The organism is Streptomyces sp. NPDC090083, assembly GCF_044747445.1.
GTDB lineage: Bacteria > Actinomycetota > Actinomycetes > Streptomycetales > Streptomycetaceae > Streptomyces.
On record NZ_JBIVED010000001.1, the window covers coordinates 212,229 to 236,414 of the forward strand.

The 24,186-nt window shown below is 71.2% G+C and carries 21 protein-coding genes and 1 riboswitch; of the genes, 4 read left to right on the forward strand and 17 right to left on the reverse strand.

All coding sequences use genetic code 11. The features are described 5' to 3' along the window. Positions 1–26 precede the first annotated feature (26 nt). Positions 27–1,256 carry a YbfB/YjiJ family MFS transporter gene (locus tag ACIPTO_RS00860; RefSeq protein WP_401188237.1) on the forward strand — a complete coding sequence of 410 codons (1,230 nt, stop codon included), beginning with the start codon at positions 27–29 and terminating at the stop codon, positions 1,254–1,256. Between the two features lie 9 nt (positions 1,257–1,265). On the opposite strand, the gene ACIPTO_RS00865 is transcribed toward ACIPTO_RS00860, so the two are convergent. The 6 genes from ACIPTO_RS00865 to ACIPTO_RS00890 form a co-directional block, all read right to left on the reverse strand. Then, a complete protein-coding gene (locus ACIPTO_RS00865; protein WP_366324465.1) occupies positions 1,266–1,841 on the reverse strand; it encodes a GAF domain-containing protein in 576 nt (191 codons plus the stop codon). Between the two features lie 60 nt (positions 1,842–1,901). Next, positions 1,902–2,519 (reverse strand): ATP/GTP-binding protein, encoded by a 618-nt coding sequence (locus tag ACIPTO_RS00870; protein WP_033281764.1) that lies wholly within the window; start codon positions 2,517–2,519, stop codon positions 1,902–1,904. Next, entirely contained in the window at positions 2,497–2,868 is a 372-nt protein-coding gene (locus ACIPTO_RS00875; RefSeq protein WP_033281763.1) for a DUF742 domain-containing protein, read from the reverse strand. The genes ACIPTO_RS00870 and ACIPTO_RS00875 overlap by 23 nt, the downstream gene beginning before the upstream one ends. A gap of 2 nt (positions 2,869–2,870) precedes the next feature. Beyond that, the gene (locus ACIPTO_RS00880; RefSeq protein WP_266766511.1) at positions 2,871–3,317 is read right to left on the reverse strand and encodes a roadblock/LC7 domain-containing protein; all 447 of its coding nucleotides are present in this window, start codon (positions 3,315–3,317) and stop codon (positions 2,871–2,873) included. Positions 3,318–3,424: 107 nt separating this feature from the next. Then, positions 3,425–5,731, reverse strand: coding sequence for a sensor histidine kinase (locus ACIPTO_RS00885; RefSeq protein WP_401188240.1), 2,307 nt, complete (start codon positions 5,729–5,731; stop codon positions 3,425–3,427). Between the two features lie 463 nt (positions 5,732–6,194). Further along, positions 6,195–7,397 (reverse strand): MBL fold metallo-hydrolase, encoded by a 1,203-nt coding sequence (locus ACIPTO_RS00890; protein ID WP_366324461.1) that lies wholly within the window; start codon positions 7,395–7,397, stop codon positions 6,195–6,197. Between the two features lie 319 nt (positions 7,398–7,716). Between ACIPTO_RS00890 and ACIPTO_RS00895 the strand changes: the two genes are divergently transcribed. Beyond that, positions 7,717–8,895 carry a Glu/Leu/Phe/Val dehydrogenase dimerization domain-containing protein gene (locus ACIPTO_RS00895; protein ID WP_401188242.1) on the forward strand — a complete coding sequence of 393 codons (1,179 nt, stop codon included), beginning with the start codon at positions 7,717–7,719 and terminating at the stop codon, positions 8,893–8,895. 44 nt (positions 8,896–8,939) lie between these two features. Next, entirely contained in the window at positions 8,940–9,554 is a 615-nt protein-coding gene (locus tag ACIPTO_RS00900) for a TetR/AcrR family transcriptional regulator (protein WP_366324457.1), read from the forward strand. A gap of 23 nt (positions 9,555–9,577) precedes the next feature. Here the strand turns inward: ACIPTO_RS00900 and ACIPTO_RS00905 are convergent, their stop codons facing one another. From ACIPTO_RS00905 to ACIPTO_RS00915, 3 genes are all read right to left on the reverse strand, one after another. Further along, the gene (locus ACIPTO_RS00905) at positions 9,578–10,363 is read right to left on the reverse strand and encodes an SGNH/GDSL hydrolase family protein (RefSeq protein WP_366324645.1); all 786 of its coding nucleotides are present in this window, start codon (positions 10,361–10,363) and stop codon (positions 9,578–9,580) included. Positions 10,364–10,606: 243 nt separating this feature from the next. Next, positions 10,607–11,539, reverse strand: coding sequence for a peptidoglycan DD-metalloendopeptidase family protein (locus ACIPTO_RS00910; RefSeq protein WP_401188244.1), 933 nt, complete (start codon positions 11,537–11,539; stop codon positions 10,607–10,609). Between the two features lie 4 nt (positions 11,540–11,543). Further along, a riboswitch (cyclic di-AMP (ydaO/yuaA leader) is annotated at positions 11,544–11,706 on the reverse strand. Positions 11,707–12,009: 303 nt separating this feature from the next. Beyond that, complete coding sequence (locus ACIPTO_RS00915; RefSeq protein ID WP_401188247.1) at positions 12,010–14,082, reverse strand: alpha-galactosidase; 2,073 nt, start codon at positions 14,080–14,082, stop codon at positions 12,010–12,012. A 170-nt stretch (positions 14,083–14,252) separates the two neighbouring features. Here ACIPTO_RS00915 and ACIPTO_RS00920 point away from each other — a divergent pair, with 170 nt between their 5' ends. Next, positions 14,253–15,050, forward strand: a complete 798-nt coding sequence (locus ACIPTO_RS00920) for a tyrosine-protein phosphatase (RefSeq protein ID WP_401188249.1) — start codon at positions 14,253–14,255, stop codon at positions 15,048–15,050. Between the two features lie 45 nt (positions 15,051–15,095). On the opposite strand, the gene ACIPTO_RS00925 is transcribed toward ACIPTO_RS00920, so the two are convergent. The 8 genes from ACIPTO_RS00925 to shc all read right to left on the reverse strand — a co-directional run bounded on the left by ACIPTO_RS00925 (position 15,096) and on the right by shc (position 24,114). Further along, positions 15,096–15,221, reverse strand: coding sequence for a DUF6126 family protein (locus ACIPTO_RS00925; protein ID WP_266766518.1), 126 nt, complete (start codon positions 15,219–15,221; stop codon positions 15,096–15,098). Further along, positions 15,218–15,850 (reverse strand): helix-turn-helix domain-containing protein, encoded by a 633-nt coding sequence (locus ACIPTO_RS00930; RefSeq protein WP_401188253.1) that lies wholly within the window; start codon positions 15,848–15,850, stop codon positions 15,218–15,220. The genes ACIPTO_RS00925 and ACIPTO_RS00930 overlap by 4 nt, the downstream gene beginning before the upstream one ends. Before the next feature lie 110 nt (positions 15,851–15,960). Beyond that, complete coding sequence (locus ACIPTO_RS00935) at positions 15,961–17,346, reverse strand: aspartate aminotransferase family protein (protein WP_401188256.1); 1,386 nt, start codon at positions 17,344–17,346, stop codon at positions 15,961–15,963. Further along, positions 17,343–19,250, reverse strand: a complete 1,908-nt coding sequence (gene dxs, locus ACIPTO_RS00940) for a 1-deoxy-D-xylulose-5-phosphate synthase (RefSeq protein WP_401188258.1) — start codon at positions 19,248–19,250, stop codon at positions 17,343–17,345. The genes ACIPTO_RS00935 and dxs overlap by 4 nt, the downstream gene beginning before the upstream one ends. 26 nt (positions 19,251–19,276) lie before the next feature. Beyond that, the gene (gene ispG, locus ACIPTO_RS00945) at positions 19,277–20,434 is read right to left on the reverse strand and encodes a flavodoxin-dependent (E)-4-hydroxy-3-methylbut-2-enyl-diphosphate synthase (protein WP_366324443.1); all 1,158 of its coding nucleotides are present in this window, start codon (positions 20,432–20,434) and stop codon (positions 19,277–19,279) included. Positions 20,435–20,438: 4 nt separating this feature from the next. Then, positions 20,439–21,461 carry an adenosyl-hopene transferase HpnH gene (hpnH, locus tag ACIPTO_RS00950; RefSeq protein ID WP_266766523.1) on the reverse strand — a complete coding sequence of 341 codons (1,023 nt, stop codon included), beginning with the start codon at positions 21,459–21,461 and terminating at the stop codon, positions 20,439–20,441. A gap of 5 nt (positions 21,462–21,466) precedes the next feature. Then, positions 21,467–22,108, reverse strand: coding sequence for a 1-hydroxy-2-methyl-2-butenyl 4-diphosphate reductase (locus tag ACIPTO_RS00955; protein WP_401188262.1), 642 nt, complete (start codon positions 22,106–22,108; stop codon positions 21,467–21,469). Further along, positions 22,108–24,114: a squalene--hopene cyclase gene (gene shc, locus ACIPTO_RS00960; protein WP_366324439.1), complete on the reverse strand. Its 2,007-nt coding sequence runs from the start codon at positions 24,112–24,114 to the stop codon at positions 22,108–22,110. The genes ACIPTO_RS00955 and shc overlap by 1 nt, the downstream gene beginning before the upstream one ends. Positions 24,115–24,186 lie beyond the last annotated feature (72 nt).

Below are 24,186 nucleotides of genomic sequence, written 5' to 3' on the forward strand. Positions count from 1 at the left end.
CCCTACCCATAAGGGACTTCATCACGATGAGCCATGACGCCCCGGTTCCCGCGCCCCGGGCGGGAGGCGGCCCCCTCCTGTCTCCCTGGACCCACGTCACGCGGGTCGCCGCTGCCCTCGCGGCGGGCATGGGTGTCGGCCGCTTCGTCTACACCCCGATCCTCCCGCTGATGCACACACAGGCCGGGCTCTCCACCGGCGCCGGTGCCCACCTGGCCACCGCCAACTACGCCGGCTACCTCGTCGGCGCCCTCGCGGGCACCCTCCTGCCCGCCCTGGTCCGCTCCCGCGCGGTCCTGCGCGGCTCGTTCGTCCTGCTGGTCGGCACGCTGGCCGCGATGCCCGCCACCCACAGCACCGCGGTGTGGATCGCCCTCCGTCTGCTGGCGGGGGTGGCGAGCGCGCTGATCTTCGTGGTCGCGGTCAGCTCGCTCCTCGGCCGGCTGCGCGACCACCCCGCCCACATGCCCGGCTGGGGTTTCGGAGGCGTGGGCGCCGGTATCGCGCTGTCCGGACTGCTGGTCCTCGCCGTGCGCTCCGCGGCGGACTGGCAGGTCGCGTGGTGGTCCTCGGCGGCCCTCGCCGCAGTGCTCGCGACCGCCGCGTGGAAGCTGTCGCCCGAGGCCGTGCCCGCACCCTCGGCCGGCGCCCCCGACGCGGTGGTCGACCCGTGGTTCGGCGCGCTGTTCGCGAGCTACACGCTGGAGGGCGTCGGCTACATCGTCGCCGGCACCTTCCTCGTCGCCGCGATCGGGCAGAGCGCCCCGGGCTGGATCGGCGGCGGCGCGTGGGTGCTCGTGGGGCTGGCCGCCGTACCGTCGTCCGCGGTGTGGGCGCGGCTCGGGCGCCGTCGGTCGCGGCCCGGTCTGCTGTGCGCGGCGCTGGTGATCCAGGCGGTCGGGATCGCGCTGCCCGCGCTGGTCGGCGGAGTGGCGGCGGCCCTGGTCTCGGCGGTGCTGTTCGGGGCGACCTTCATCGGGGTGAGCACGCTCGCCCTGGCCGCCGGGGCGGAGCTGCGGTTCCCGCGCTCCGTGGCCCTGTTGACGGCCGGCTACTCCGTCGGCCAGATCCTCGGCCCGCTCGCCGTGGCCCCGCTCCTGCACGACGGCTACCGCCCGGCCCTGCTCCTGGCCGCCGCCGTGGTCCTCGCCGCGGCCGTCGCCGCCGCCGTCCTGCGGCTCGGCTTCCCCCGCCGTCGACCGATGGCGGTACGACAGTCCGCGCCCGCCCGGGAAGTACGGTCCACCGGTCGCTGAACTCGCGGACTATCCCCCGCCGAGCAGTTCGAGCCGGGCCACCAGCTCCGCCGCCGTCGACTTGATCGTCTCCAGACCCGGCTTCCCCCACGGCCGCGGCTCCGTGTCGACGACACACACGGTGCCCAGCACCATCCCCGTGGAGTCGAGCAGGGGCGCCCCCAGATAGGAGCGGATGCCGAACTCGTCGACGACCGGATTGCCCGCGAACCGCGGATAGTCGCAGACGTCCTCCAGCACCAATGCCTTGCGTCGGACCACCACATGGGGGCAGAACCCATAGTCACGCGCCAGCTGCCGCCCCACCTCCGGCTTGGCGTGCTCCCCTCCCGACCCGGGCCGGGGCAGTCCGGCGCCGCCTGGAGTGTGCAGACCGGCGAAGAACTGCCGGTTCTCGTCGATGAAGTTGACCATCGCGTACGGCGCACCGGTCAGGTCGGCGAGGTGGTCCGCGAAGGCGTCGAGCGCCGGGTCCGGACGCGCCCCGAGGCCCAACCCGCGCAGCCTGCGCCGCCGTTGAGGAGCCTCCTTGTCCTCCGGCGTGAGCAGCAGTCGACCGGCCGGACGCGGCGGGTCGTAGCTCATGGGCGAACTCCGTCCATGGGGACGTATGTCATAGAGGACCTCCGTGGCGGTGTGCGGGGATCACATATGGGCACCATGGCTGGGCGCATGGGCCGGGGCGTGGGCGATGAGATGGCGTACGAGGGTCAGCAGGGTCTGGACGCCCGAACTGGAGATCCGCGCGTCGCAGCGCACGACGGGGATGCCGGGGTCGAGATCGATGGCGGCGCGCACCTCCTCGGGGTCGTAGCGGTAGGAGCCGTCGAACTCGTTGATCGCGACGATGAAGCCGAGGCCGCGCTGCTCGAAGAAGTCGACGGCCGCGAAGCACTCCTCCAGGCGGCGGGTGTCGGCGAGGATGACCGCGCCGAGGGCGCCCTCGGACAGCTCGTCCCACATGAACCAGAACCGCTCCTGTCCCGGCGTACCGAACAGGTAGAGCACGTGTTCCGGGTCGAGGGTGATCCGGCCGAAGTCCATCGCCACGGTCGTCTCGACCTTGTTCTCGATCCCTTCCAGATCGTCGGTCGCGGCACTGACCGTGGTGAGCAGCTCCTCCGTGCTGAGCGGCGCGATCTCGCTCACCGCGCCGACGAAGGTCGTCTTGCCGACGCCGAAGCCGCCCGCCACCAGGATCTTCAGCGCGGTGGGGAAGGGATCGTGGCCGCTCTCGTAGTCAGAGCTGTCGTCGTAGTCCATCGAGCACTGCCTCCAGAAGAGACCGGTCAGTGGGGTTGTGGTGGAACTCGGGTGGCTTGGTGGTCAGCGCCCCGCAGTCGACGAGGTCCGACAGCAGCACCTTGGTGACCGCGGCCGGAAGCTTCAGATGGGCGGCGACCTCGGCCACCGAGACGGGCGCGCGGCACAGGTCGAGGGCCTGTGCGTGCTCGGGTCCGAGATAGCCGAGGGGGGTGGCTCCGGTGGCCATCACCTGCGACAGGAGGTCGAGCGCGACGGAGGGCCGGGTACGGCCGTTGCTGACCGTGAAGGGGCGCACAAGACGTCCGGCCGCGTCGTCCAACCAAGGCCCGTCGCCGGCCGTCGCCACGCTCAAGGCCTCATCGCAGGGGAATCGACGGCGTGCTGCCGGGGCGCGGTCACGAGGTAGGGGCGGACGCTCTTGACCAGCATCGCCATCTCGTAGCCGAGGACGGCCGCGTCGGCCTCGCGGCCGGCCAGCACGGCGAGACAGGTGCCCGATCCCGCGGTGGTGACGAAGAGGAGCGTCGAGTCGAGTTCGACGACGACCTGCCGGACGTCTCCGCCGTCACCGAAGCGGACGCCCGCGCTCCGGCCGAGGGAGTACAGCCCGGAGGCCAGGGCCGCCATGTGGTCGGCGCTGTCGGGGTCGAGCCCGTGAACCGACTTCACGAGCCCGTCGCAGGAGAGCAGGACCGCGCTGGTGGTGTGCGGCACGCGCTGCACGAGGCCGCTCATCAGCCAGTCGAGATCGGATACATGGCCGGTCGGCTGGCCGGTCGGCGCATCGCTCGCCATGGTGGATCGACTCCTTGGGGTCCGAAGGTCCGCGGGAGCGCGGGTGGGGGTGTGGGTGGGCGTGGGGGTGTGGGTAGGAGGGGGCGTGGGGGTACGCGCCTGCGGGGTCATCCGGCTGATGCGCTCCCGTCGTGCCGGACGGTGAGGTCGTGGTCGTGCCCGGACACATGGCTGTGCGCTTCGGGCGTGGGGGCCGCGTCCCTGTGGGGGGCGAGGGTGAACCGGTCCGTCTCGGTGTGCGCTGTCGCCGCGTGGGACGTGTAGCGGTGGAGCGCGGTGTCCATATAGCCGGAACCCATGTGGGTGGCCGACATGTGCGACGGGTCCATGGGGGTGTGCGCGTCCAGGGCGGAGGATTCCGCGTGGAGCGCGTTCATGTAGACACCGCCGGTGTGGACGCCGCCGGTCGTGTCGGCCCCGTTGATGTGCCCGCTCTCCATGGGGGCCGCCGCCGTATGGTCGACCGCCATGGGGTTCGCGGCCATGTGGTTCGCGGCCATGTGGTCCGACGGCATGTGGTCCGCCGCCAGGTGCGATGCGGCCACCTCGACGCCGTCCAGGCGGTCCAGCGGCACGGCCCCGCCCGCGGCCTCCGCGGCTTCCGCCGCCTCCATGTGCTGCTGCGCCTCCGCGAGGCCGATCCCGCGCTGGAACGCGGCCATCAGACCCGGGTCGTGGCCGGCCGGGTTCTCGGTGTCCTGACGGGGGGCCGGGCCGTCGCGGAGTTGGGGCACGATGTGCTCCTGGGCACGGCGGCGCGGCAGTTGGGGCGGCTTGCCCATCGTGCCGCGAACGGCTCCGCCGCGCGGCACGGGCGCCGCGGTCACGTTCTCCGCCACGGTCCGCCGGTCGTCGGCGCGGATCCCGGGCACGGCCTCCAAGGGGTTCGGGCGCTCCGCGTGGGCACCGCGCACGGGCAGCGGCACCGGTCCGCCACCGTTCGGCGCGGGTGCGGGTGCAGGTGCGGATGCGGGTGCGGCGGACGGTGCGGAGTCCCGCCGCTGGTGCCGTCCCGGTGACCCGGCCTCACGCTGATGCCGCCCCCGGGCGCCCTGAGAGACGGCCTGTCGAGCACCGCCCTCGGTCCCACCCCGCGCTTCGCCCTGCGCAGCGCCACGCGGAATCTGCGGAACCTGCTGCGGCGGCACGAGCTGCTGCCCTCCGCCCAGGGTGTCCTGCGGCTGCCCCACGGCTCCGGGGGCGCCCGCCGCCGTACCCAGCAGGGCCTGCGGGACGACGAGGACGGCCTGCGTCCCGCCGTAGATGTTGGTCTGCAGGCGGACGTGGATGCCGTGGCGGCGGGCGAGCTGGGAGACCACGAACAGACCGATGCGGCCGTCGGCCAACAGGCTGGCGACGTTGACCTGGTCGGGGTCGGTCAACAGGGCGTTCATACGGCTCTGTTCACCGGCGGGCATGCCGAGGCCCCGGTCCTCCACCTCGACGGCGAGGCCCGAGGTGACGAGGTTGACGCGGAGCAGCACCTGGGTGTGCGGGGCGGAGAACACCGTGGCGTTCTCGACGAGTTCGGCCAGCAGGTGGATCACGTCGGCCACGGCGTGGCCGCGCAGGGTGCCGTCGATCGGCGGCACGAGTTTCACCCGGGAGTACTGCTCGACCTCGGCGATGGCGGAGCGCAGCACCTCGGTCATGGAGACCGGGTTGCTCCACTGCCTGCGGGAGACGGCGCCGCCGAGGACGGCGAGGTTCTCCGCGTGGCGGCGGATGCGGGTGGCGAGGTGGTCGACGTGGAAGAGGCCCTTGAGCAGGTCGGGGTCCTCGATCTCGTTCTCCAGCTCGTCGAGGAGGGAGATCTCCCGGTGCACCAGGGACTGCAGGCGCCGGGCGAGGTTGACGAAGACCTCGACCTTCTGTTCGCTGCCCGCCTGACTGGAGAGCTGGGCGGCCGCGACGACGGCGGTGACGGCGCCGTCGTGCGCGTGTGCCAGGTCGGCGGCGAGGAGGTCGAAGTCGTCCGCGTCCCCGGGGGGCCTGCCGCGCGGCGTGCGCTCCGGCGGGCCCTCGCCTCGGCGGAGTGCCTCGACGAGGTCGCGCAGGTCGGCCTCGCCGCGCGCGCTGCTGCGGCGCAGGGCGCCGATGCGGTCGCTGACGGAACTCGCGGCGCGGCCCGCGGCCACGGCGGCGATCAGGATGCCGGCGAAGGTCACGGACGTGGCGCCGGCGAGGACGCCCCAGAGGGTGAGGCTGGTCCGTGCTCCGGTGGATCGGACGGTGAACAGCACGGCCGCGCTGGCGCTCAGCGCGACCGCGACGGGCGGCAGCACGGCCAGGCGCAGGAGTTGGGGACGTATGTGGGTATCGGGCAGTGCGGGCACGGGGCGGGCGGCCGGTCGCCCGTGCCGGCCGCCCTCACGGCGGTCTGCGCGTGCGGCCGGTGCACGGAGTTGAGACATCGGCGTCCTCGTACGTGGTGCGTCGGGCCGGTTTGTTCGCGCGGGGTGCGCGATTCGGGCGTACGCCATCGCGGTGCCGGTCGAGGGAGCCGAAGAATTCGGCCCCGTGTCGCCCGACGGACACTCACAGTAGTCGCCAACGCATCAGGTGCGATGGGCAGTTGACAAACTCCTCCGGAGACCGTCCCGCTCTGGTATGAGGACTCGGACGACAGACCGATTACCTCCTCGACGACATGCCGAAGAAGGACAAAGAACCGATCGTGCCTGATCGGAACCGGTCATGAAAAAACGTCAGGGGCCGGTGGGCATTGCCGCCCACCGGCCCCTGACGTTCGTGTCCCACCCACCCGCGACCGGATCGCGAGGGGCTTTCCCTGAGGGCTCGGCCCCCGCAGTCACACCCCCGAACATCACGGAAAGTGATGACGGGGCGAGCTTTCCCGGCTCGGACCGGCTGGGGTCAGCGCTCGCTCGCGAGGTCCAGCTCCGCCGGGGTCGCCGACTGCTCCGCCTCCGGCCCGGCCGGGGTCGCGGTGTGCCAGTGCCGGTCGACCCTGCCTCCGAAGGGGCGCCACCACGGGTCCGTCGTCAGGGTGCCGCCCGGCTCGAACGGCTCGCCGGGCCTCGGTGTGGCCACGGCCTGGCCCGCCGACTCCCCCGCGTCCGCGGTCCACTCCCCGGGCTCGGCCCATGGGTGCAGCGCCAGGTTGAACGTGCCCCAGTGGATCGGCAGCAGCACCCCGTGCGGCTGACCGCCCTGGAGGTCGAGGTGGGCGCGCAGGCCCTCCGCCGGGGTCATGTGGATGTCGGGCCAGAACTCGCTGTACGCGCCGATCTGGATCATCGTGGCGTCGAACGGGCCGTGCGCGGCGCCGATGTCCTTGAAGCCGTCGAAGTAGCCGGTGTCACCGCTGTGGTAGATCCGGTGCTCGTCACCGGCGACCACCCAGGAGGCCCAGAGGGTGTGCTGGGTGTTGCGCAGCCCGCGCCCGCAGAAGTGGCGGGCCGGGGTCGCGGTCAGGGTGAGGCCGCCGACCTTGGTCTCCTCGTGCCAGTCCAGCTCGCGCAGCCGGTCCGGGGACACGCCCCAGTGCTCCAGGTGCGCGCCGACGCCCAGCGGGACGGCGAACAGGGTGTCCGTGCCGGCCAGCGCCTTGATCGTGGGCATGTCCAGGTGGTCGTAGTGGTCGTGCGAGATGACGACGACGTCGACCGGGCCGAGCGCGGCCAGCGGGAGGGGCACCGGGTGCAGCCGCTTGGGTCCCGCGAACGGGAACGGGGAGCAGCGCTCGCCCCAGACCGGGTCGAAGAGGACCCGGTGGCCGTCGATCTCCGCGAGCACGCTGGAGTGGCCCATCCAGGTCAGCCGCAGGCCGGTCGCCGCGGGTTTGGCCAGGTCGGCGAGGGTGGTGGCGTGCACGGGCAGGATGCCGGTGGGGGCGCGGCGGGCGCGCTCCTCCTTGTCGAGGTAGGACTTGCCCATCCCGCGCATGGCGCCGCCGGAGGGGCGGACGCTCGTGTTGCCGCCGGGGTTCTGGAAGACCCCGTCCTTGAAATGGGGGGATCTACGGATGCGTGCCAGGCGCTCGCCGCTCGGGTCCGCGCCGAAGGCCTCGGGCTGCAGCGCGCGGAGCCCGGAGCTGAGGGTACGGATTCCGGTCACGGTTCCTCCAGGTGGAGTCGGTCAGGCTTTCCATTATGGTCGACCCCTGTGACAACGCCGTCGCATCGGCTTCACGGAGCCCGCTTTCCAAAGAAAGCCCAAAGTTCCGCGCCGGGGGACGACACGGCGGGCGGGGACCCGGCCTCGTACGGAAGGGGCTCGACCTCGTACGGAAGGGGCCTGACCCCGCTCCGGAGCGATCCGGTCCCGCGTTGACAGGACCGGACACCGCTTCCGATACTGACTCGCCGTTCAGTAACCGCTGTCCGGTCGACCGCTTCGGCACGCGTCCTGCCGGCCGGTGCCCCGAGGAGCTCGTATGACCGCCCCCTTGATGTCGCTCACCTGGACCGACCACGTCACCGGCCGCCAGGGCTTCCTGGTCGTCGACCGGCTGGTGCGCGGGGTGTCCAGCGGGGGCCTGCGGATGCGGCCGGGCTGCACCCTCGCCGAGGTCACCGGGCTCGCCCGGGGCATGACCATGAAAGAGGCTCTGCACTACGACCCGGAGGGCCGCTACGTCCCGCTGGGCGGCGCCAAGGGGGGCATCGACTGCGATCCCCAGGACCCGGAGTCGTACGGCGTCCTCGTGCGGTACCTGCGCGCCATGCGGCCGTACATCGAGAGCTTCTGGACGACGGGTGAGGATCTCGGGCTCACCCAGGACCTGGTCGAGCGGGCCGCCGCGGAGGCGGGGCTCGTGTCGTCGATCCAGGCCGTGTATCCGCTGCTCGACGACGAGACGGAGGCACGGCGGCGGCTCGCCGACGCCTTCGCGGTCGAGGTGGACGGCATCGGTCTGGACGAACTGGTCGGTGGCTGCGGGGTCGCCGAGTCGGTGCTCGCGGCGCTGGACCGGGCGGGCGTGCCGTACACGGGGACGCGGGTCGCCGTGCAGGGCCTGGGCACCATGGGCGGGGCCACGGCGCGGTTCCTCACGCGCGCGGGGCTGACGCTCGTCGCCGTCGCCGACATCAAGGGCACGATCGTGAACCCGGGCGGGCTGGACATCGACGCGCTGCTCTCGGCCCGGGACGCGTACGGCACCGTGGACCGTGCCGTGCTGCGCCCCGGCGACCTCGAACTGCCCGGTGAGGACTGGCTGTCGGTGGACGCGGAGGTCCTGGTCCCGGCGGCGGTGTCGTACGCGGTCGACACCACCAACCAGCGGGGAGTCACCGCCCGCTGGATCGTCGAGGCCGCCAACATGCCGGTCCTCCCGGAGGCGGAGGAACTGCTCTCCGCGCGCGGGGTCGTCGTGCTGCCGGACGTCGTCGTGAACTCCGGGACGAACGCCTGGTGGTGGTGGACCCTCTTCGGCGACATCGGCGCCGACGCGGACGAGGCGTTCGCCCACACCCGGCGGTCGATGCGCGCCCTGATCGACCTGATGCTGGCCCGCGCGGAGGCCGACCGGACGACTCCGCGCGCCGCCGCGCACGCGATCGTCGCGGACCGGCTGCCGGTCATCGCGGAGCGGTTCGGCTGGTACCGGTGACGTACGGGGCGATACCCCAGTGGGCGACGGATTAGGGTGACCGCGTGGCGAGAGTGCGGTTGGGCGTGGCGGAGCGGCGGGCGGAGTTGCTGCGTGCCGCCGTGGAGCAGATCGAGGAGCGGGGCGTGGCGGCGGTCAGGATCGCCGACGTGGCCTCTGCGCTCGGGGTGAGCAACGCGCTGGTGCTCTATCACTTCTCGACCAAGGAGAAACTGGTCGCCGCCGCGTTCGCCTTCGCCGCCGAGGACGACCTCGCGCATCTGCGCAAGCTCCTCGGCCGCCGTACGACCGCGGTGCGCCGGCTGCGGGCAGCGGTGCGCTGGTACGCGCCGACCGGGCAGGCCAAGGGGTGGCGGCTGTGGATAGAGGGCTGGGCGGCGGCGCTGCGCGAACCCGCTCTCCTGGACGTCACGCGTGATCTCGACCGGCAGTGGAAGCGGGCCCTCGCCGAGGTCGTCGCCGAGGGGGTGACCGCGGGCGAGTTCCACTGCCCGGACCCGAGCGGTGCGGCGCTGCGCCTCACGGCCCTCCTCGACGGCCTCGCCGTACAGATGACGGCGTACGCCGGAACGGTGTCCCGGGCGCGTGCCCTGGAGTGGGTCGACGAGGCGCTCGCCCGTGAACTGGGGCTCGACCGGGCCGCGTTGACGACGTCCTGATCGACCTCTCCCCTGGCCTCGCCTCAGGCCACCGCCTCGATCCGCATCTTGATGGCGTCGGGAGACAGCGCGCCCTTCGCCTCCGCGTGGTCGCCCGAGGACTCGCCGCGCAGGCGGCGTCCGATCCACGGCACCAGGTACTCGCGCGCCCAGTGGACGTCGTCGCGCCGGATGTCGAGCGGGCCGCGCGGCGGCAGCGGGGGCCAGGGCTGGTCCGGGTCGGCCGGGACCTCCACGCCGAGGACCTGTCCGGCACGGAGCGCCACGCGCGTGTGCCCCTCGGGAGAGAGGTGCAGCCGGTCGCCGTCCCAGGCTCGCCGGTCCTGGATCGTCTTCAGGGACCACAGGTCGAGCACCGGGCAGCCGTAACGGTCGGCGATGGCGCGCACATGTCCGTTGTAGGTGGCGATCTTGCCGCGCAGGTGCTTGAGCACGGGCACGCCCCGGGTGTCGAAGCCGGTCGTCACCATGACGGTGCCGACGGCGCCGGTGAGGTCGGCGACCGCGCGCTCGAAGCGCTCGGCGACCTCGTCCGGGTCGGTGCCGGGGCGGATGATGTCGTTGCCGCCGGCGCAGAAGGAGACCAGGTCGGGGCCGATCTCCTTGGCCCGGGTGAGCTGGTCGGCCACGATCTGGTCGAGCAGCTTCCCGCGCACGGCGAGGTTGGTGTACGCGAAGTCGCCCTCGGGCCGGCGATCCGCGAGCAGTACCGCGAACCGGTCGGCCCAGCCGACCATCGCACCGTCGGGCCCGGGGTCGCCGACGCCTTCGGTGAAGCTGTCCCCCACCGCCACGTACGACCCGATCACTGTTCTGCTGTCACTCTTCGAATCGTTAGCCACGGCAACCATAATTCACCCTCGCCTGTGACCTACGCGATCGTATTTAGGGGTTGACGGACGGTGAGATAAGCCACTCGTAAAGGGTTGTCCAAAGTCGGAATAACTCTCTGACCAGGGGCGTTGATGCCGGAACTGCCATACGCCGAAGGCCGGACCCGGGGATCGGGGTCCGGCCTTCGGTGATGTGGGGTGCCCGTGCCGGGCCCGATGTCAGCCGACGGTGACGCCGTGCGAGCGGAGATACGCGACCGGGTCCACGTCCGAGCCGTAGTACGGCGTGGTCCGGATCTCGAAGTGCAGGTGCGGTCCCGTCACGTTGCCGGTCGCGCCGGAGAGGCCGATCTGCTGGCCCTCGGTGACGGTCTGGCCGGCCGAGACGGACAGCTGCGACATGTGGGCGTACTGCGAGTACTCGCCGTCCGCGTGGCGGATGACGACCTCGTTGCCGTAGGCGCCGTCGTAGGCCGCCGAGACGACCGTGCCCGCGGCGACCGCCTTGATGGTGGTGCCGGTCGGGACGACGAAGTCGACGCCCGTGTGGTAGCCGCTGGACCACATGCTGCCGGCGACGCGGTAGCCGGTACCGATGGTGCCGCCGGCCACGGGCAGGCCGTAGCCGGTGGAGGTGCTGGTGTCGGAGCTCTGCGTGGCCGACGACTCCTTCGAGGAGGAAGAAGCGGAGGACGACGAGGAAGACGAGGACGACGACGAAGTGCCGGACGGCGTCGACGACTTGGCCGTGTCCGTCCCGCTCGTCGTGGCCTTCTCGCCGAGGGAGAGCTTCAGGCCCGGGTGGATCATCGACGGGTTGCCGCCGATGGCCTCGCGGTTGTCGCGGTAGATCTTCTTCCAGCCGCCGGTGACGTCCTGCTCCTCGGCGATCTTCGAGAGATAGTCGCCCGACTTCACCGAATACGTCGTGACGCGCGCCGACTTGGCGGAGGTGGACTTCTCGGCCGCCGTCTTCTCGGCCGCCGGAACGGACTGAACCGCCTTTTCCGGAGCGGACGTCGTGGTCGCCGCATGGGCGCCGGTGGCACCCATGAGCGGAAGGGCGAGTGCCGCGCCGCCGGTTCCGGCGACGGCTATCGAGCGGGTGAAGCGCTGGGGCTTCGGGCGGCGGTGCTTACCCTTCGCGGGCATGGCGAATTCCTCTCCGGCGCCTGCGAGGTGAGCTGTCGGGTTCGGGCTGGAGATGCCCGGCCGCGCACGGGACGCGGCTTAACCCCGAGCCCGTTCCGGAGACCGGAACAGGCGTCTTGCCTGTGGGTCCCCCGCTCCTGCCGCATACGGGTGAGTGGATGCGAAGTCCGGTCGGCGGCAGGACTGGGCGTCCGTCCGGATTGGTGGCGAACGTAAGCGAGGAAGACGCAAAGGGACAAGCAGGAGGTTCCACGGATATGCGTTTCTTGTGATCCGCCGGAGGAATTCACCGTCACCCTCCGTGAATTCCCCCGGGACTCCGCTCTTCAATTCCCCAGCGGAAGCTTGTCAATTACGTGAACATGACTAACGACGCACGGTCACGGATATGACGCTGCTCACGTACACGAACCCCAGGTTCCTTTATTCCAGAGCGAGTTGGAACGAAGGCTGCAATTGGGACAGAAGGATCAGATGCGACGCAGTCGGAGAACCGTCGCATCCAGGTCACCGCGCAGACCGGTCCGCAGTCCGTGGTGCAACAGCACGGCACCCCGGTGGACTTCGCCCGTTTCGAGGCATTCGTACGACGCCGTCGGGTCGAGCCCGCGCAGCCGGAGCGCCAGGAGGGGCTCGCCGTAGTGCTGTGCCTGAAGGAGGGCGAGGACGACGGTCTCGTCGCCGCGGACGTACTGCACGGCGCTGAGTCCGCCCGTCGGCGGGCGGAGCCGGTGGAGGTCGCCGTGCTGCACCAGGGGCCGGATCTCCTTGTAGAGGTCCACCCAGCGGCGGGCCTCGGCGAGCTCCTCCTCGGTCCACTCCGAGAGGTCGCCGCCCACGCCGAGCACACCGGCCATGGCGCTCACGAACCGGAAGCGCAGGCTGCTGACGCGGCCGTTGAGCTGGGTGTTGGGGCTGTCGGTGACCCAGGCGGCCATCACGCGCGCGGGGTGGATCTGGCTGAAGCCGTGCTGGATGGCGAGCCGGTCCAGCGGGTCGGTGTTGTCCGAGGTCCACACCTGGTCCGTGCGGCTCATGACACCGAGGTCGATCCGGCCGCCGCCGCCCGAGCAGGACTCGAAGGCGACGCCCGGGTGGGCCGCCCGCAACCGGTCCAACAGGCCGTACAGGGCGCGCACATGGTCGACCCAGAGGCGCTGCGGGTAGCCCTCGCCCGGCCAGCCCGCGTCGGTGAAGCAGCGGTTGAAGTCCCACTTCACGTAGTCGATCGGGGCGCTGGAGAGCAGGCCGTGGAGCTGTTCCCAGAGGTATTCCTGGACGTCCTCGCGCGCGAGGTTCAGGACGAGCTGGTTGCGGAACTCCGTCCGCTTCCGCCCCTCCTGGTACTGCACCCAGTCGGGGTGTGCGCGGTACAGGTCGCTGTCCGCGTTGACCATCTCGGGCTCGACCCAGATGCCGAACTGCATGCCCAGGGCGTGCACGCGGTCCGCGAGGGGCTTGAGGCCGGCGGGGAAGCGGTCCGGGTTGGGCGTCCAGTCGCCGAGCCCGGCGCGGTCGCCGGTGCGGGCGCCGAACCAGCCGTCGTCGACCACGAACAGCTCGACACCCATCGCCGCCGCCCGCCGCGCGAGCACCTCCTGCTGGTCCTCGGAGATGTCGAACTGGGTGGCCTCCCAGGAGTTGTAGAGCACCGGCCGGTCCTGGTCCGCGTCCGGGATGACGTACGTCCGCTGGTACGCGTGCCAGATGCGGCTGGCGCCGCCGTGGCCGGTGTCGGTCCACAGGCCGGCGAAGACCGGGGTGGTGAACGACTCCCCCGGCGCCAGGAGCAGCAGCCCGGAGTCGTCGTACCCGGCGCCGCCGGTGATCTGCACGCGCGCGTCGGGGAGTTGGGCCACGGCGAGCCGCCAGGACCCCGACCAGCCGAGGGCGCAGCCGTAGACCTCGCCGCGCTCCTCGGTCGCGTCGGTGTCGAGGGCGACCCAGGGCAGGTGCTGGTGTCCGGTGTGGCCGCGGCGGCTGCCGATGACCTTCTCCCCGTAGGTGAGGTCGGAGCGCACCAGCCGGGACTCGGCGGCCCACCGGCCGTGCAGCTGCGACAGCCGCCAGCCCTCGCGCTCGGGCAGCGTCCAGGTCGCGGAGTCGGCGCGCAGCAGCTCCAGGGGCTCGGCGCCGTCGTTGTCGAGGGTCGTCCAGCGCTCGACGACGTCGCCGCGCGTCCGGTAGTGCAGCGTGATCACGAGACCGCCGTCCCGGAAGCGCAGCCGCAGTTCGTCGCCCTCGGTGTCGTGGCGCTCGAAGGCCCACTCCGTGCCGCGTCGCTCGGGCGTGCGCACGGAGAGGGCGGGGCGGGCGAAGCGGGGGCCGCCCTCGACGGGGTACTCCTCGCGGCCGTCGAGCCGGGACTCGAAGGAGGAGGCGTCGGGCAGCGGGCGGGCCGCCAGCTCCTCGGCGTCGGCCAGCGCGATCGAGGGGCCCCAGTGCAGGTGGAGCAGCTCGTCCTGCTCGGTGAGATGGACGGCGTAGCTGCTCGTCGGGCCCGACAGCACCCATGTACGGCCGTTCTCGGCGATCTCCAACATCAAGTCCCTCACAGATTCGAACAAGTCCACTCAAGCACCAACATCATCAACGGCGCGGGGCCTGCGAGGCAACGCCTGTGGACAACTGATTGCCTGGGGAATTCATGTCGTATCGTCGAGAACGTGCCCGCCGGTGAGCCGCGCCGCCGGGCCGAGTGGGAGGAGTCCTCGTGACGCAGCAGATTCCGTCGACCGAGCCGGAGTTGTCCGGAGTGCGCAATTTCCGGGACGTGGGCGGACTTCCGACGGTGGACGGTCGCCGGGTGCGGCACGGGGTGCTGTTCCGCAGCGGCCATCTCGCGCACGCGACCGAGGAGGACGCCGCGTTCCTCGGCTCGCTGGGCCTGCACACGATCTTCGACTTCCGCAACGCGTCGGACCAGAAGCTGGAGGGTCCCGACGTCGAGCTGCCGGGTGTGCGCAATGTGAACCTGCCGCTGACCGACCCGGCGGACGGCTCCGAGTTCTGGAAGATGGTCCGCGACGGCGAGATGGAGCAGTTGCGCGAGATCCTCGGCGACGGCAAGGCCGCCGCCCGGATGATCGCGTCGTACCGCACGATCGTCACGGAGCGCACCGCCGAGCACTCCCAGGTGCTGCGCTCCCTCGCGGAGGACAGTGTCCCCGCGCTGATGCACTGCGCGGCGGGCAAGGACCGCGCGGGTCTGTCGATAGCCGTGACCCTGCTCGCCGTCGGCGTGGAGCGGGACGCGATCGTGGCCGACTACCTGGAGTCGAACGCGAAGCACCGTCGCTACAAGGTGCACCGCAGCGGCTCCTCCGCCGCGGCCTACGCCCCCGAGGTGATGGAGCTCCTCAGCCCGCTCTTCGACGCCCGCGCCGAGTATCTGACGGCGGCCTTCGAGACCGTCGAGGAGACCTGGGGCGACGTGGACACGTACCTGGAGCGGGGACTCGGGATCACCCCGGAGATCCGGGAGCGGCTGCGCGAGCGGCTGCTCGACTGAACCGGCCGCGGCGGCCGAGCCGGCTCGACAGGCCGCCGCCGCGGGCTACTTGGCGCCCACCGAGAACAGCAGGTAGATGAAGGCCGCGAAGAGGTGGCCGACGGCGATGTAGATGATGAGCCGGATCCACAGGGCGCGCGGGAACTTGTCCTCGATGTTGTTGCCGCTCATGGCGTCTCTCCGGTGATCGGGCCCAGGCACAGGGTGGCCGTGGGGCTCTGCAGCAGGGTGTGGACGAACAGGACCTCGACGCCGTCCTCGTCGGCGGCGGCGAGGCGGTGCGGGGTCAGCGAGTCGAAGTGGGCGCTGTCGCCCGGCGCGAGGATGTGCGCGGTGTCGCCGAGGCGCAGCCGCAGCCGGCCGGCCAGGACGTGGAGCCACTCCTCACCGGGGTGGACACGCACGATGTCGCCCTGGGAACCGTGCGGGATACGGACGCGCAGGGACTGCATCCCGCGGCCGGGGGCGCCGGCCTGCCAGTAGGTCCAGCCGCCCGCGCGGGTCGGTTCCATGTCGGCGGCGCGGACGACGGAGTCCCGGTCGGTGGCCGTCTCGCCGAGCAGATCCGAGACTGTCGTACCGTAGATACGGGCGAGCGCGAGCAGCATCGGCAGCGAGGGCTGGCGCTGCCCGGTCTCCAGACGGGAGAGATGGGCGGGCGAGAGCCCGGCGGAGCGGGCGGCGGCCTCCAGGGTGAGGGAGGCGCGGCGGCGCAGCGCGCGGAGCTGTGGTGCGACGGTGGCCGGCAGGTCGTCGGCCGGCCCGGCCGGCGGTTCCGGCCACGTCTCGGAGGAGCTCATGTCCTCCATTCAGCCCGACTTTTGCCCCTGCGGCAAATTTCTTGCCTCAGGGGCAAAAACCTTCGCGGCCCGCCCTCGGCGCCGGGCAGTGCCTCGCCGGGCAGCGCCTCCTACCGGTTGGCCACCGCCTGCTTCACCAGGGTCTTGCTGAAGTCCCACATCAGCCCGCCGCCGCTGTGCGCGTCGTCCATCACGGCGGTGAACGCGTCCACGAACCGGTCCACCTCGCGCTCACCGATGACGAGCGGCGGGATCAGCTTGATGACCTCCAGGTGGTCGCCGGAGACCTGCGTGAGGATCCGGTGCCGCTGGAGCAGCGGTACGACCACCATCTGCGCGAACAGGCCCTTGCGCGCCGCCTGCAGCATGGTCCAACGACTGCGCAGCTTCAGCGACTTGGGCCTGCCGAACTCGATGCCGATCATCAGACCCCGGCCGCGGACGTCGGCGAGCAGTTCGTACGTGTCGACCAGCGCGGCGAGCCGGGTCCTCAACAGGTCCCCGGTGGCACGGGCGTTGGCGACGATCTGCTCGTTCTCCATGACGGACAGCACGGCGAGGCCGGCCGCCATGGCCTGGGCGTTGGCCCCGAAGCTCGCCGAGTGGACCAGCACCCGGTCCATGGACGAGTAGACCTTCTTGAAGATCCAGTCCTTGCCCAGCGTCGCGCCGACGGGCACATACCCGCCGGACAGCGCCTTGGCCACGCAGACCAGGTCCGGTTCCACGCCCTCCTCGTGCTGGTAGGCGTAGAAGTCGCCGGTGCGCCCGAGGCCGGTCTGCACCTCGTCGGCGATGAGCAACGCCTTGTGCTGACGCAGGAGTTCCTGCGCGGCGCGCAGATAGCCGGGCGGTGCCTCGTGGACGCCCTTGCCCTGGATCGGCTCGACGACGAGGGCGGCGACGTCGCCCTTCTTCAACTCCCGCGCCAGGGCGTCGAGATCGCCGAGCGGTACGGCCGTGTCGGGCAGCAGCGGGGCGAAGCCGTCACGGAAGCCGTCCTCGCCGTTGACCGACAGCGAGCCGGTGGTCAGGCCGTGGAAGGCGTGGTCGCAGTACAGCACGCGGGGTTTCCCGGTGGCGTAGCGGGCGAACTTGAGCGCGGTCTCGACCGCCTCCGTACCGCTGTTGCCGAAGAACACCCGGTCCAGATGCGGGCTGTGGGTGAGGAGTCGCTCGGCGAGCAGGCCGGGCAGCGGCTGGCAGTCGAAGCGGGTGAGGTCGGCGAGCTGGGCGTCGAGGACGTCGTGCACCGCCTTGCGGACGACGGGGTGGTGGCGGCCCAGGCCCATCACTCCGAATCCGGCGAGCATGTCGAGGTAGTCGTGGCCCTCGGCGTCCCAGAAGTAGGCGCCCTCGCCCCGCTCGTAGACCTTGTCGAAGCCGATGGTGTGGAGCATGCGCGGGAGCTGGTGGTTGAGGTACTTGGCGTGCAGCTCGTAGCGCTCGGCTCCGCGCTCGGCCAGCAGCGCGGTGAGGTCGAACTCCTTGGTCATTCGGGTTTCTCCTTGGCTGTGCCGGCGTTCGTGTCCCTGACCGCCAGGCTTGCGCTGATCCGTCCGGCGATCTCGACGGGTGTGAGGCCGATGTCGGCGAGCACCTCCCCGCGTTTGGCGTGTGCGAGGAACTGCTCCGGGATGCCGAACCGCCGTACGGGTACGTCGACTTCGGCGTCCCCGAGCGCCAGCGCCACGGCGGCGCCGACTCCGGAGGCGCGGCTGTTGTCCTCCACGACGGCGACGAGGCGGTGCCCGGCGGCGAGGCCGGGGAGCGCCGGGTCGACGGGTTTGACCCAACGGGGGTCCACGACCGTGCAGTTGATGCCCCGCGCTTGGAGGAGTTCGGCGGCCTGGAGGCAGACCGGCGCCATCACACCGACGGCGACGAGGAGCACCTCGGGGGTCTCCGTGGCGCGGTGCAGGACGTCGAGGCCGCCCACGTGGTCGATCGCGGGGATCTCCGGTCCGACCGACTCCTTCGGGAAGCGGACGAGGGTCGGCGCGTCGTCGACGGCGACCGCTTCCCGCAGCTGGGCCCGGAGTTGGCCGGCGTCGCGCGGGGCGGCGATGCGGAGCCCCGGCACGACCTGGAGGATGGACATGTCCCACATGCCGTTGTGCGACGCTCCGTCGACTCCGGTCACCCCGGCGCGGTCCAGGACGAACGTCACCCCGCACCGGTGCAGGGCCACGTCCATCAGGAGCTGGTCGAAGGCCCGGTTGAGGAAGGTGGCGTAGACGGCGACGACGGGGTGCAGCCCGCCGGTCGCCAGGCCCGCCGCCGACACCGCCGCGTGCTGCTCGGCGATGCCCACGTCCCACACCCGGTCGGGGAACCTCGCGGCGAACTTGCCGAGGCCGACCGGGTGCAGCATGGCCGCGGTGATGGCCACGACGTCGTCGCGCTCCTCCCCGATGCGCAGGATCTCGTCGCCGAACACGCTGGTCCAGGAAGGGCCGTTGGAAGGGGCGAGGGGTGCGCAGGTGAGGGGGTCCATCACGCCGACGGTGTGGAAGTGGTCCTCCTCGTGGGCGAGGGCGGGTTCGTAGCCGCGGCCCTTCTCGGTGAGGCAGTGGACGAGGACCGGGCCGTGGAAGCGTTTCGCGCGGCGCAGCGCGGACTCGACGGCGCCGATGTCGTGTCCGTCGATCGGGCCGACGTACTTGAGGCCGAGGTCCTCGAACATGCCCTGCGGGGCGAACGCGTCCTTGAAGCCCTTCTTCGCGCCGTGCAGCGACTCGTAGACGGTGTTGCCGACGACCGGGGTGCGCAGCAGGACGCGCTTGCCCCAGGCGAGGACCTGTTCGTAGCTGTCGGTCGTGCGCAGGGTCGCCAGGTGGTTGGCGAGGCCGCCGATGGTGGGCGCGTACGAGCGCTCGTTGTCGTTGACGACGATGATCAGCGGCCGGTCCTTGGCGGCGGCGATGTTGTTCAGCGCCTCCCAGGCCATGCCGCCGGTCAGCGCGCCGTCGCCGATGACCGCGACGACATGGCCCTTCTCGCCCTGCACCTGGCGGGCCTTGGCGAGACCGTCGGCCCAGCCGAGCGCGGTGGAGGCGTGGCTGTTCTCGATGACGTCGTGCTCGGACTCCTCGCGCGAGGGGTAGCCGGACAGGCCGCCCTTGCCGCGCAGCTTGGAGAAGTCCTGACGGCCCGTCAGGAGTTTGTGCACGTAGCTCTGGTGGCCGGTGTCCCACAGGATGCGGTCGGCCGGGGACTCGAAGACGCGGTGGAGCGCGACGGTCAACTCCACCACGCCCAGGTTGGGTCCGAGGTGACCGCCGGTCCTGGCCACCGCGTGGACCAGGAACTCCCTTATCTCTTCGGACAGTTCGCCCAGTTCCGCCTCGGACAGCGACTTCAGGTCGCGTGGTTGGCGGATGCTCTCCAGGATCGTCACGTCGGGCCCCCTTCGGTCCGTGCTGTTCAGCTCACGGTGACGGCCGGCTCCCCCGCCGCGACGCCGTCCTGCTCCATCTGTTCGGCGATCTTCATCGCCTCCTCGATGAGGGTCTCCACGATCTTCGACTCGGGCACGGTCTTGATGACCTCGCCCTTGACGAAGATCTGGCCCTTGCCGTTGCCGGAGGCGACCCCGAGGTCCGCCTCCCGCGCCTCACCGGGTCCGTTGACGACGCAGCCCATGACCGCGACGCGCAACGGCACCTCCATGCCCTCCAGTCCCGCGGTGACCTCCTCGGCCAGCCGGTAGACGTCGACCTGGGCCCGCCCGCAGGACGGGCACGAGACGATCTCCAGCCGCCGGGGCTTGAGGTTCAGCGACTCCAGGATCTGGAGGCCGACCTTGACCTCCTCGACCGGCGGGGCGGACAGCGACACCCGGATGGTGTCGCCGATGCCCTCGGCGAGCAGCGCCCCGAAGGCGACCGCCGACTTGATCGTGCCCTGGAAGGCGGGACCGGCCTCGGTGACCCCGAGGTGCAGCGGGTAGTCGCTCTGCGCGGCCAGCTGCCGGTAGGCGTTGACCATGATCACGGGGTCGTTGTGCTTGACGGAGATCTTGATGTCGCGGAAGCCGTGCTCCTCGAAGAGGGACGCCTCCCACAGGGCCGACTCGACGAGCGCCTCGGGCGTCGCCCGGCCGTACTTCTGGAGCAGACGGCGGTCCAGGGAACCGGCGTTGACCCCGATCCGGATCGGCGTGCCGTGGTCCTTCGCGGCCCGCGCGATCTCCTTGACCTTGTCGTCGAACTGCTTGATGTTGCCGGGGTTCACGCGAACCGCCGCGCACCCGGCCTCGATCGCGGCGAAGACGTACTTCGGCTGGAAGTGGATGTCGGCGATCACCGGGATCTGCGACTTGCGCGCGATGGTGGCCAGCGCGTCCGCGTCGTCCTGCGTGGGGCAGGCGACGCGGACGATCTGGCAGCCGGACGCGGTGAGTTCGGCGATCTGCTGGAGGGTGGCGCCGATGTCCGACGTACGCGTCGTCGTCATCGACTGGACCGAGACGGGGGCCCCGCCCCCGACCGCCACCGGCCCGACCTGGATCTGCCGCGACACACGCCGCGGGGCGATCGGCCGGACCGGCATCTCGGGGACGCCCAGGGACACAGCGGTCATGGCGTCAGTCGCGGTTTCCCGCGACGGTCTCGCGCATGGCCCGCAGGGACTCCTTGAGGGAGCCCATGGTGGCGAGGACGGCGGTGGGCTCGTAGCCGCAGTGCGCCATGCAGTTGGCGCAGCGCGGGTCCTTGCCGCGGCCGTACTTGTCCCAGTCGGTGTCCTCGATCAGCTCCCGGTACGTCGGGACGTACCCGTCGCTCATCAGGTAGCAGGGGCGCTGCCAGCCGAAGAGGGAGTAGTTCGGGATCGCCCAGGCCGTGCACGGGAAGTCGACCTTGCCCTCCAGGAAGTCCAGGAAGAGCGGCGAGTGGTTCAGCCGCCACTTGCGGCGGTTGCCGCCCGCGAATGCCTTCTTGAACAGCTCGTGGGTCTGCGCCACGCCCAGGAAGTGCTCCTGGTCGGGCGCCTTCTCGTAGGCGTAGGCGGGCGAGATCATCATCTCGTCGACCTTGATGTCGTCGTTGAGGAAGTTGAGCACCTCGATGATGGTCTGCGGGGTGTCCGTGTTGAAGAAGGTCGAGTTGGTGGTGACCCGGAAGCCGCGTTTCTTGGCCTCCTTCATCGCCTCCACCGCCTCGTCGAACACACCCTCCTTCGCGACGGACTCGTCGTGCCGCTCACGCAGCCCGTCGATGTGCACCGCGAAGGCGAAGTAGGGCGAGGGCGTGAACTTGTCCAGCTTCTTGCGGAGCAGCATCGCGTTGGTGCAGAGGAAGACGTATTTCTTCTTCGCCACCAACTGCCGCACGATCTCGTCGATCTGAGGGTGCATCAGGGGCTCACCGCCCGCGATGGACACCATCGGAGCACCGGATTCGAGCACCGCCCCGACGGCCTGCGCCACCGGCATGCGCTGCTTGAGCACGCCCGCCGGGTGCTGGATCTTGCCGCAGCCCTCGCACTTCAGGTTGCATGCGAAGAGAGGTTCCAGCTCCACGATCAAGGGGAACTTGTCCCTCTTGCGGAGCTTCTGTTCGGCCAAATATGTAGCGACCTTGATGGACTGGCGCAGCGGCATGGCCATCTGGCTCACCTCCGGGGGAGCAGCAAAGAACGGTGCCATTCGAAAAAAGCGGGAAGAACGGATCGAAGAGCGCGGAAAGCCGATATTCCACCGCGCACCGTGCCGATCCGGACGAGTTCATGTTCAGGAGCGTCCACGACCACCCGTACGGCCGCAACCGGGCGCGCGCCCGTACGCACGGCGCTCAGCAGCGTGGCCGCCGACTCCATGTCGACCGCGATCGCGCCGGTCGCGAGCAGGTCCGACCGTTCCTGTCCGCGGACGATGTGATCGGAGCCGGTCAGAGGACCGGTGTGGACGGCACGTCCGGGCAGCGCCCAGGCGAGCTCCTTGACGAGCAGCTCGGTACCGACGCACGGAACGGTTCCGCGCGCCTCCCTGGTCTCCCCGGCGACCACGAGGTCGCCGGGGTGCATACCGGGGGCGAGTCCGGCGCAGAAACCCGTGGCCAGTACGGCGGCCTCGGCCAGCGCCGGGTCGGCGAGGCGCCGGGAGACGGCCTCCTCGGCGGCCTGTGGCCCCATCCCCGTCCTGAGGAAGGTGACCGGCCCGTCGGCGCCGGAGCGGTCGCCCGCGCGCAGGGCGAGGTGCTCGATGCCGAGCGCGCAGGCGATCAGCAGCGGCGGTCCGGCGGGCTGTGGGCTCATCAGCCCCCCTCGGCCGGGGAGCAGGCGGGCTGGGAGAACGGTTCTCCGTGCACGAAGCGGCCGAGCGCGGTGAGCGGGAAGACCTGCCGGTAGAGGTGGTAGTTGATGGAGAAGTCCCACGGGAAGCCGGTGCCGGTGAAGTAGGGCTCGTCCCAGGACCCGTCCTCCCGCTGGGTCGTCGCGAGCCACTCCACACCGCGCTCCACCGCCTTGGAGTCCCGCTCCCCCGCCGCGAGCAGGGCCATCAGCGCCCAGGCCGTCTGCGAGGCGGTCGAGGCGCCCCGGCCGCTCCACTCCTTGGCGTACTTGTAGGAGCGCAGGTCCTCGCCCCAGCCGCCGTCGTCGTTCTGCACGGTCTCCAGCCAGCCGACCGCGCGCCGGATCGCCGGGTGCGAGCCGGGGATACCGGCCGCCGCGAGCGCCGGTACGACGGACCCGGTGCCGTAGACGTAGTTGACGCCCCAGCGGCCGAACCACGAGCCGTCCGGCTCCTGTTCGGCGAGCAGCCACTCGATGCCGCGCCGGGTGCGCGGGTCGTGGGCGAGGCCCTCGACGGCGAGCATCTCGACGACGTGCGCGGTGACGTCCGCCGACGGCGGGTCGATGACCTCGCCGAAGTCGCAGAACGGCAGCCGGTTGGGGAACGGGCTGGTGTTGTCGACGTCGAAGGCGCCCCAGCCGCCGTTCTTCGACTGCATGCCGAGGTTCCAGCGGACCGCGCGTCCGGCGGCCCGGTCCAGTCTGTCCGGGTCGTGATGTCTGACCCGGCGCAGCGCGAGCACCACCTCGGCGGTGTCGTCGATGTCGGGGTAGTTGTCGTTGTGGAACTCGAACGCCCAGCCGCCCGGCGGCAGTTGGGGCCGTTTGACCGCCCAGTCGCCGGGGCGGACGATCTCCTCCCCCAGCATCCAGTCGGCGGCCTTGACCAGTTGGGGGTGATCGGCGGGCACGCCCGCGTCGGCGAGCGCGATGGTCGCGAGGCAGGTGTCCCACACCGGGGACTGGCAGGCCTCGATCATCCGGGCCCCGTCCTCGCGCCAGACCGCGAACCGGTCCAGCGACTCAAGTCCCGCGCGCATCACGGGGTGTTCGAGGTCGTAGCCCAGCAGGTGCAGGGCAATCACCGAGTACACGGCGGGCGGCTGGATGCCGCCCCAGCAGCCGTCGTTCTCCTGCCGCTCGATGATCCAGCGGGCCGCCGCGTTCATCGCGGACCGGCGCAGCTTGCGCGGGGCGACCTTGCGGTAGAGGTGCAGCGCCTTGTCGAGTCGCTGGAAGGCGCCGTCCCAGCTCACCACCGGGGCAAGGGACTTGACCGGGTTCGGATGCTCCGGGTCGGTGTGCAGTTCGTCGAGCGGGAAGGGCGCGGGCCGCACCGGCCGCTTCGCGGAGACCACCGTCAGCGGCACGATGGTCTGCCGGGCCCAGCATCCGAAGTCGTAGATGTTGAGGGGTACCCAGGTCGGGAAGTACATGAGTTCCGGCGGGAGTTCGGGCAGGTCGTCCCACTTCCACCAGCCGAACAGCGCGAGCCAGATCCGGGTGAAGACACGGGCCGAGGCGATACCGCCCCGCTCCCGGACCCAGGCGGACGCCTTCGCCATGTGCGGTGCGTCCGGCGCGTCGCCGGCCAGCCGCAGGGCGACGTACGCCTCGATGGTGGTGGAGAGTTCACCGGGTCCGCCGTAGAAGCTCGCCCAGGTGCCGTCCTCGCGCTGTTCGCCGCGGATGTACAGGGCGGCGGCCTGGGTCGTCGACTCCTCGCGGATGCCCAGGAACTGACGGAGCAGCAGATCCTCGGCGTCCATCGTGACGTTCGTCTCGAGGTCGCCCTTCCACCAGCCCTGGGCGTCCTGCCGGGAGAGGAGGAAGTCGGTGGCGCGTTGTACGGCGAGTGCGGCGGCGTCGTGCACCCCGGCCGCCACGGGGGTGTTGATGTCGGTTTCGCTGGCCGCGGCAACACGGGGAGGCATGGCCCCGGTGCTTCCGTCGGTCGTCGCTGTCATGGCTTCCCCTTCGTGCAGTGGCATGTCTCTGCTGTGGGTCCGCCGTCGGCCGGTGCTCGTTCGTTCGCGGCA

What these genes read in the sequence shown, in the direction of transcription:
- ACIPTO_RS00860 (WP_401188237.1), top strand. Translation starts at nt 27, where the DNA reads ATGAGCCATGACGCCCCGGTTCCCGCGCCCCGGGCGGGAGGCGGCCCC.
- ACIPTO_RS00865 (WP_366324465.1), bottom strand. Translation starts at nt 1,841, where the DNA reads ATGAGCTACGACCCGCCGCGTCCGGCCGGTCGACTGCTGCTCACGCCG.
- ACIPTO_RS00870 (WP_033281764.1), bottom strand. Translation starts at nt 2,519, where the DNA reads ATGGACTACGACGACAGCTCTGACTACGAGAGCGGCCACGATCCCTTC.
- ACIPTO_RS00880 (WP_266766511.1), bottom strand. Translation starts at nt 3,317, where the DNA reads ATGGCGAGCGATGCGCCGACCGGCCAGCCGACCGGCCATGTATCCGAT.
- ACIPTO_RS00885 (WP_401188240.1), bottom strand. Translation starts at nt 5,731, where the DNA reads ATGTCTCAACTCCGTGCACCGGCCGCACGCGCAGACCGCCGTGAGGGC.
- ACIPTO_RS00895 (WP_401188242.1), top strand. Translation starts at nt 7,717, where the DNA reads ATGACCGCCCCCTTGATGTCGCTCACCTGGACCGACCACGTCACCGGC.
- ACIPTO_RS00910 (WP_401188244.1), bottom strand. Translation starts at nt 11,539, where the DNA reads ATGCCCGCGAAGGGTAAGCACCGCCGCCCGAAGCCCCAGCGCTTCACC.
- ACIPTO_RS00915 (WP_401188247.1), bottom strand. Translation starts at nt 14,082, where the DNA reads ATGTTGGAGATCGCCGAGAACGGCCGTACATGGGTGCTGTCGGGCCCG.
- ACIPTO_RS00925 (WP_266766518.1), bottom strand. Translation starts at nt 15,221, where the DNA reads ATGAGCGGCAACAACATCGAGGACAAGTTCCCGCGCGCCCTGTGGATC.
- ACIPTO_RS00930 (WP_401188253.1), bottom strand. Translation starts at nt 15,850, where the DNA reads ATGAGCTCCTCCGAGACGTGGCCGGAACCGCCGGCCGGGCCGGCCGAC.
- ACIPTO_RS00935 (WP_401188256.1), bottom strand. Translation starts at nt 17,346, where the DNA reads ATGACCAAGGAGTTCGACCTCACCGCGCTGCTGGCCGAGCGCGGAGCC.
- ispG (WP_366324443.1), bottom strand. Translation starts at nt 20,434, where the DNA reads ATGACCGCTGTGTCCCTGGGCGTCCCCGAGATGCCGGTCCGGCCGATC.
- hpnH (WP_266766523.1), bottom strand. Translation starts at nt 21,461, where the DNA reads ATGGCCATGCCGCTGCGCCAGTCCATCAAGGTCGCTACATATTTGGCC.
- ACIPTO_RS00955 (WP_401188262.1), bottom strand. Translation starts at nt 22,108, where the DNA reads ATGAGCCCACAGCCCGCCGGACCGCCGCTGCTGATCGCCTGCGCGCTC.
- shc (WP_366324439.1), bottom strand. Translation starts at nt 24,114, where the DNA reads ATGACAGCGACGACCGACGGAAGCACCGGGGCCATGCCTCCCCGTGTT.